Origin of the sequence: Tychonema sp. LEGE 06208 (assembly GCF_015207505.1) — a bacterium.
Lineage (GTDB): Bacteria > Cyanobacteriota > Cyanobacteriia > Cyanobacteriales > Microcoleaceae > Microcoleus.
This window is the reverse complement of the sequence record NZ_JADEWT010000075.1, coordinates 26,041-32,502: the sequence shown is the minus strand read 5'-3', so window position 1 is coordinate 32,502 and position 6,462 is coordinate 26,041. Positions and strand designations below refer to the sequence as shown.

At 43.2% G+C, this 6,462-nt stretch carries 5 protein-coding genes; 1 reads left to right on the top strand and 4 read right to left on the bottom strand.

Annotated elements, in window-relative coordinates; genetic code table 11:
- Positions 1 to 51: 51 nt before the first annotated feature.
- On the top strand, positions 52 to 636 hold the full coding sequence (locus IQ263_RS19005) for a D-glycero-alpha-D-manno-heptose-1,7-bisphosphate 7-phosphatase (RefSeq protein WP_194069277.1): 585 nt from the start codon (positions 52 to 54) through the stop codon (positions 634 to 636).
- Positions 637 to 643: 7 nt separating this feature from the next.
- Here the strand turns inward: IQ263_RS19005 and IQ263_RS19000 are convergent, their stop codons facing one another.
- From IQ263_RS19000 to IQ263_RS18985, 4 genes are all read right to left on the bottom strand, one after another.
- Positions 644 to 1,864, bottom strand: coding sequence for a hybrid sensor histidine kinase/response regulator (locus IQ263_RS19000; RefSeq protein ID WP_194069275.1), 1,221 nt, complete (start codon positions 1,862 to 1,864; stop codon positions 644 to 646).
- An 8-nt stretch (positions 1,865 to 1,872) separates the two neighbouring features.
- Positions 1,873 to 4,443: a PAS domain S-box protein gene (locus tag IQ263_RS18995; RefSeq protein ID WP_194069273.1), complete on the bottom strand. Its 2,571-nt coding sequence runs from the start codon at positions 4,441 to 4,443 to the stop codon at positions 1,873 to 1,875.
- A gap of 144 nt (positions 4,444 to 4,587) precedes the next feature.
- On the bottom strand, positions 4,588 to 5,877 hold the full coding sequence (locus IQ263_RS18990) for an aminopeptidase P N-terminal domain-containing protein (protein WP_194069272.1): 1,290 nt from the start codon (positions 5,875 to 5,877) through the stop codon (positions 4,588 to 4,590).
- 194 nt (positions 5,878 to 6,071) lie between these two features.
- Complete coding sequence (locus tag IQ263_RS18985; protein ID WP_194069271.1) at positions 6,072 to 6,449, bottom strand: hypothetical protein; 378 nt, start codon at positions 6,447 to 6,449, stop codon at positions 6,072 to 6,074.
- Between the last annotated feature and the right edge of the window lie 13 nt (positions 6,450 to 6,462).

Genomic DNA, 6,462 nt, shown 5'->3' with positions numbered 1-6,462 from the left:
TTCCACAACAGCTTATGATAGGATTCCTATAATATTATCAATTACAATTACATGAAACGAGCAGTATTTCTGGACAGAGATGGCGTTCTCAACATCGAAGCGGGCTACATTCACCAAGTAGAAGATTTGCATTTAATCCCAGGAATAGCTAAAGCTGTACGCCGTTTAAATGACCACAAAATATTTTGCTGTCTGGTTTCCAATCAATCCGGTCCCGCCAGAGGTTATTATCCAGTTAGCCACGTTGAAGCTTTGCACAAACGCCTTTGTCAACTATTAAAAAATGAAGGGGGAGCGAGCTTAGACGCTCTTTATTACTGCCCTTATTTGAGCGCAGCCGAAGGTGGAACAAACTCAGAATTTACACGATATACTACTTGGCGAAAACCGAATACGGGAATGTTGGTAGCCGCCGCTTGGGAACACAATTTGGATTTACCGAATAGTTTTATGGTGGGAGACAAAGCGACTGATGTGGATATGGCTCACAATGCCGGTTGTACTGGTATTTTAGTGCAGACTGGTTACGGCGAAAGCGTTTTGAGCGGCGAGTATCAGCACCATACTAAACCGGATTTTATTGCAGCCAATTTAGCAGTGGCGGTTGAGTGGATTTTGCAACATTTTGATGATTAGATAAGTCTTATATATGACTTTTTGAAGAAAGAGCTACATAGGGAAGCACGACTGTAAAGTTAGTACCAACGCCGATTTTGCTTTCACAGCAAATGGCACCTCCTTGCAAATCCACAGCTTTTTTGACAATGGTTAATCCCAAACCGTTACCTTTAATATTTCCAGTATTTTTGCAGCGGTAAAACATTTCAAATATTTTTTCTACTTCGGTTTCGGGGATGCCTATACCTTCGTCTTGGATGCGGATAATTAGTAAGGGATAGTTAATATGTGTAGATTGAGAATTAGAAAATAAACACTCACGAGAAAAACAAAAGATAGGTTCTTTGTCTCCATCTCCTGCTTGACTGTATTGCAATTCCAAGCTGACTTGACCGCCGCTTGGGGAATATTTGATGGCGTTGACAATTAAGTTAGAAATAATACAGTGCAACAATTGTTGATCTAAAATCGCGCTGGTAACGTCAGACGGGATGAATTTTAGTTTGTGCTTGGCTTCATTTCCTAACTGCAGTTGAGCCAGCAAATCTTGACAAAATTCGACTAAATTTATCGGTAATGGATGGGATTTGAGTTTACCTGATTCTGCTCGGCCCATGAACAGCATATCGTCGATTAGCTGGTTCATTTTTTTTGTAGCTGAGTTCACCAGCCGCAGGGTTCTGACTTGGGCTTCATCATTGCTACGATCGCGATCGAGCTGTAGGAGTTCTGCAGAGATTAAAATTGCGTTGAGCGGATTCCGCAATTCGTGAGCAGCCATTGAAATATACTGGTTTTGGCGGTACGACTTTTCTTCCACGCACTCTCTCGTTGCTTCCGAAGCTTTGAGAGAAGCTCGCATCTTAGCTTCGATTTCGTGTCGGTGCAGGGCAATCTCGATCGCCACCCGTAAATCATGTTGTTGAAATGGTTTGATAATATAACCAAATGGGTTTGTAAGTTTCGCTCTTTGCAGCGTTTTCTCGTCGGCATAAGCTGTTAAAAATACTGTTGGTACATCTACCTTGGTTCTGATTTGTTCGGCTGTTGTTATACCATCCATATTACCTTTAAGCACGATATCCATCAGCACTAAGTCTGGCCGTTCTTCGGCGACTTTTTCCAGTGCTTCTTCCCCTGAAACAACCGTAGCTGTTACTATATAACCCAGTTTTTTCAACCTGCCTGCTATGTCTTCGGCGACAATCACTTCGTCTTCGACCACCAAAATCTTTATAGGGTTCATATTATTTTTTAAATGCGCTGTCGATAAGACAACTCAGCGAAACTAATATCGTAACAAGTTCCGCACTTACTGTCAATCACAAGAGTTCCATCTAATTGGTTGGTCAACATCCGCACTAATCGCAATCCTAAAGTTTCGGTATGTTCTATGTTAAAACCTGCAGGGAATCCCCTGCCGTTGTCTTGAATACTTAAGTGAAATTGCTGAGAAGTTGTGTCACGATGAAAATTAATATTAATTTCACCGGCCAAACTTTCGGTAAAGGCGTATTTCAACGAGTTAGAAACCAGTTCGTTAATAATCAAACCGCAAGGAATTGCTGTTTCTATATTTAAAGAAATTGGGTCAACGTTGAGATTGAATTGGATGGATGTATTGCCGTAACCAAAACATTGATACAAATTAGCAAGCAAAGTTTCAACGTAGGGCAGGAGATCGATCCGATCGAGATTGTCGGATTGATAAAGTTGCTCGTGAATCAAAGCCATTGAATGGATGCGGGTCTGACTTTCTTCAAATAAAGCTAGCGTCGGTTCGTCTTCAATATATTGAGCTTGTAATTGCAGCAGGCTGGAAACTACCTGCATATTATTTTTGACTCGGTGGTGAATTTCTTTCAGCAATACTTCTTTTTCGCGGAGTGCTGCTTGGATGCGGGCCTCGGTCAATTTGCGATCGCTAATATCTTCACAAATACCAGCGATGCGGTAAATATTGCCCGATTCGTCGTAAATAGGAAAAGCTCGATCGCAAACCCAATGAATTGTGCCGTCTGGCAGAAAAATCCGATATTCGATATAGGTAGACTCGCCCTGCAACACTCGCCCCATTGCCTCTTGCAGCAAATGTTTATCTTCTGGATGCACCCACTCCATCATTTTTAAGGGCTCGGCATATAATTCTTCGTTGCTGCGCCCCCAGATTTGTTCGTAAGCTGGACTCAGATACAATAAATCGGTGAATTCAGCAGACATTAGCCAGAAGGAATCTTGGATATTTTCTGCTAACTGGCGGAAGCGTTCTTCACTTTCGCGGATGACTTTTTCTGAATGTTTTTGTTTGCTGATATCTTCTGCAATGCCAACGATGCGGTAAACTTGACCAGCTTGATTGGTAATCGGAAAAGCCCGATCGCGAATCCAGCGAATTTCGCCATCCGGTCGGACAATTCGATATTCCGTCTCGTCTTCAGCTACAATTTTTTTAGTGAATTTAGCAACAACGCGAGAGCGATCTTCTGGATGGAGGGAATCCGCTAAAAAGTGTCCGCCAGCATACAATTCAGCACAGCTTCGGCCCCAAATCTTTTCGTAACCTGGACTAATATAAATAATTTCCTGCGGTTGAATGCCTACCATCCAAAACACGCTTTCAATATTTTCTGCTAGCTGTCGGAATCTTTCTTCACTTTCTTTCAGTGCTGCTTCAGCTTGTTTGCGTTGTCTAGCTGCAACCACCGCATCGCTAATATCGCGTTGCACGCCAAAATACCCCACAATTCTTTCGAGAGAATCGTAAATGCAAATATAGTCGCCTTCCACCGAAATTGTAGTCCCGTCAAACTTACGATTGTCATTTTCGATGTGAATTCTGCCAGCATCAAAAAATTGCCTGAACATCTCTTTGCAGCCAGCCAAGTTGTGGGACAAAAAAAAGTTAATTGTTTTGCCAATCAACTCTTCCCGAGTAGTTTCGTATTGAGCTATCAAAGCATGATTTGCCTTCGTTACCCGCCCGTGAGTAAATACGTAATCCAAAACTTTTTCTTTGTCAACTGTATCGTCCCAGTGTACGGGTTCGTCCAGCATCATAAAGAAAAAGCCATCTAAAGATTGAGAGAAAAACAATTCTAGCTGTTCCTGACTTTCCCGCAGAGCTTTTTCGGCGCGCCAGCGAGAGAGAATTTCTTCCTGCAATTGATTGTTGGCTGTTTTCAAGTCTTCAGTGCGCTTTTTATATTTAATTTCTAGCTGATTTTTGATTTCTTCCAGCGCTATTTCTGCCTGTTTCTTTTCGGTAATATCTTGAGTAACGACCATGCCTGCGAAAATTTCTTCCCGGTCGTTTTTGACGGGAGCAATTGTTGTTGAATAAACGCGATCGCCGTATTTATATTCAAAATTATTTTCTTTTCCTGCCAAAGCCGCGCGATATGTAGTCTCAAAAAGTGGCAAATCTTCAGGTGGCGATACTTCCCACAATGTTTTGCCTTCCAACAGTTCTTTGGACAAACCAACTACTGCCAAACCTTGACCGTCAACCAGAGTATAGCGCAAATCGCGATCGAACAAAAACACCGAGCCATTCGGATAATGTTTGATCAGAGTTCGGTACATTTCCTGGCTTTTTTCCAGAGATGCGATTAACTCAGTGCGATCGTCCTCCGTGATATCGAATTCAGTTGCAGAACCGGAAAAGGCAGCATTCTCGACTGCTTTGAGTTGTGCTTCTAATTTCTGACACAATTCTCTCTGCTGCTGCAAATGCTCTTCGAGTTGCCGAATTTTTACTTTTTGCTCTGCTACTAATGCTTCGCAGGTTTCGAGAGGTCGATCGATCGCTGTGGGATCAATGCACATAAGGGCTCTATGTTTTGCAGTTGCGGACTTGAGCTTTTTCAAGCCCATACTAACAAAGCTCAAGCCTTCAGTGCCAACTTATATCGTTTCCGGTTGCATCGGTATTGTTCAAACAGTCAACAGTCAACAGTCAACAGTCAACAATTATTTAGAAACTCCCGCCGTCAAAACTTCATGGCTGTCAAATGTCACCAAGACATCATCTTCAATTCTCACACCAATACCGCGCCATTTTTCAGGAATCTCCGGCTGTCCTTCTACGGGTTTAATATAAGGAGAAATATAAATCCCCGGTTCTACCGTCAGCACTTGTCCCGCCTGCAAAACTTGCGAATTTTCGCCGTACTGATAAACGCCGACATCGTGTACGTCCAATCCCAGCCAATGTCCGGTGCGGTGCATATAAAATGGCTTGTATTTTTCTTCTTTAATTATCTCTTCAATGTCGCCGACCAAAAGTTTTAAATCCATTAAACCTTCAACTAAAACGCGCACTGCTGTTTCGTGAATTTTGCTGTAAGGATTTCCCGGATATACTTGACTGATTGCCTGCAATTGTGCTTGCAAAACTAAGTCGTAAATAGTCTGTTGTTCGGCGGTGAATTTGCCGCTGATGGGAAAGGTGCGAGTAATGTCGGCGTTGTAGTAGTCGCAAGCACAACCGGCATCTATTAGCAGCAAATCGTTTTCCTGCATTTGGCGGTTGTTTTCGATGTAGTGGAGAACGCAGGCATTGTTACCGGAGGCGACAATGGAAGGATAAGCGGAAGTGGCACCGTTCATGCCAAAAATATGTTCGATTTCTGCTTGAATTTCGTATTCGTACCGGCCAGGTTTGGCGAATTCTTGGGCGCGGTTGTGGGCGATAACTGAGATATTAGCGGCTTTTCGCATTAATGCTAATTCTGTTTCGCTTTTTACCAGCCGCATCGGGTGTAAAATGATGTTGGAATCTTCGATTGCTGTGGGGCCTGTGCCGCGTTTCGGGTAGGTTGCCATCAATCTTTGCCAGTGATTGAGGATTGTTTGGTCGAAATTCCGATCGCGCCCGAAGTGATAGTATATGCGATCGGCCTTTTCTAGATATTTAGGTAATTTTTCGGCCAGTTCGGCGATGGGAAACGCTTCATCAGCGCCGTACAACTCCTTAGCACCTTCAACTCCAGCGCGATAACCGTGCCAAGTTTCTTTTTCCAAGTCTTTTGGCTGCACGAAGAGGACAAATTTGTGTTCTTCGTGATGCGGTGCGAGCACTGCTACGGCCTGGGCTTCGTTGAAACCGGTTAAGTAGAAAAAATCGCTGTCTTGTCGGTAGCTGTATTCAACATCGTTGTGCATGACGGCTGCGGGGGCGCTGCGAAATATCGCGGTTCCGCTGCCAATTTTTGCCATTAAATGTTCGCGTCTTTGTCGGTATTCGCTGGGGTTAGTCATCCGATTTTAGATTTTAGATTTTAGATTTTAGATTGAACTCTCTGTATGGAGAGGGAGCATCAAGCGTCCAAGCATTTGTAGTGTGAGTATCCCGCGAGCGAGTCTTGTACCGCTCGCGAACGGGGACGCTCGCACTACAACAACAAATGCTTTTTGTCAAACTGAGATTCTCGCTCTCGATCGATATTTTAGGCTTATTCGATCGCCAATTGACAACTATAGTCTACCAGCCGAGACAAATATGAGTTTGTGCGATCGACCAAAGTCCATCTCGGATCGAAATTCGACCAATTTTCGCCATCTTCGCTAATTCTGACTGTTCTAAACTCTCGCGAATTGCAGTTAACTTCCATTTGCACCAGCATTTTCTCGTTACTAAACTGCTGAGTGCCTAAAATAATTCTGACGGGATAAGAAGGAGCACCGGGAATATCCGATTTGCTTAATTCTACGCTGCTGGGGTCGATGCAAATATCTACAAAACATCTTAATTTTTCGGCGTGGGCGCTCAAAGTGTTGACGGAAATTAATGTTGAAATTACTATCAAACAAATCGATGAATTCTTAATCATATAGTTGCTTTTG

Excerpts from the sequence above, each read along its gene's own strand:
- IQ263_RS18985 (WP_194069271.1), bottom strand. The coding sequence starts at position 6,449 with ATGATTAAGAATTCATCGATTTGTTTGATAGTAATTTCAACATTAATT.
- IQ263_RS19000 (WP_194069275.1), bottom strand. The coding sequence starts at position 1,864 with ATGAACCCTATAAAGATTTTGGTGGTCGAAGACGAAGTGATTGTCGCC.
- IQ263_RS18990 (WP_194069272.1), bottom strand. The coding sequence starts at position 5,877 with ATGACTAACCCCAGCGAATACCGACAAAGACGCGAACATTTAATGGCA.
- IQ263_RS18995 (WP_194069273.1), bottom strand. The coding sequence starts at position 4,443 with ATGTGCATTGATCCCACAGCGATCGATCGACCTCTCGAAACCTGCGAA.
- IQ263_RS19005 (WP_194069277.1), top strand. The coding sequence starts at position 52 with ATGAAACGAGCAGTATTTCTGGACAGAGATGGCGTTCTCAACATCGAA.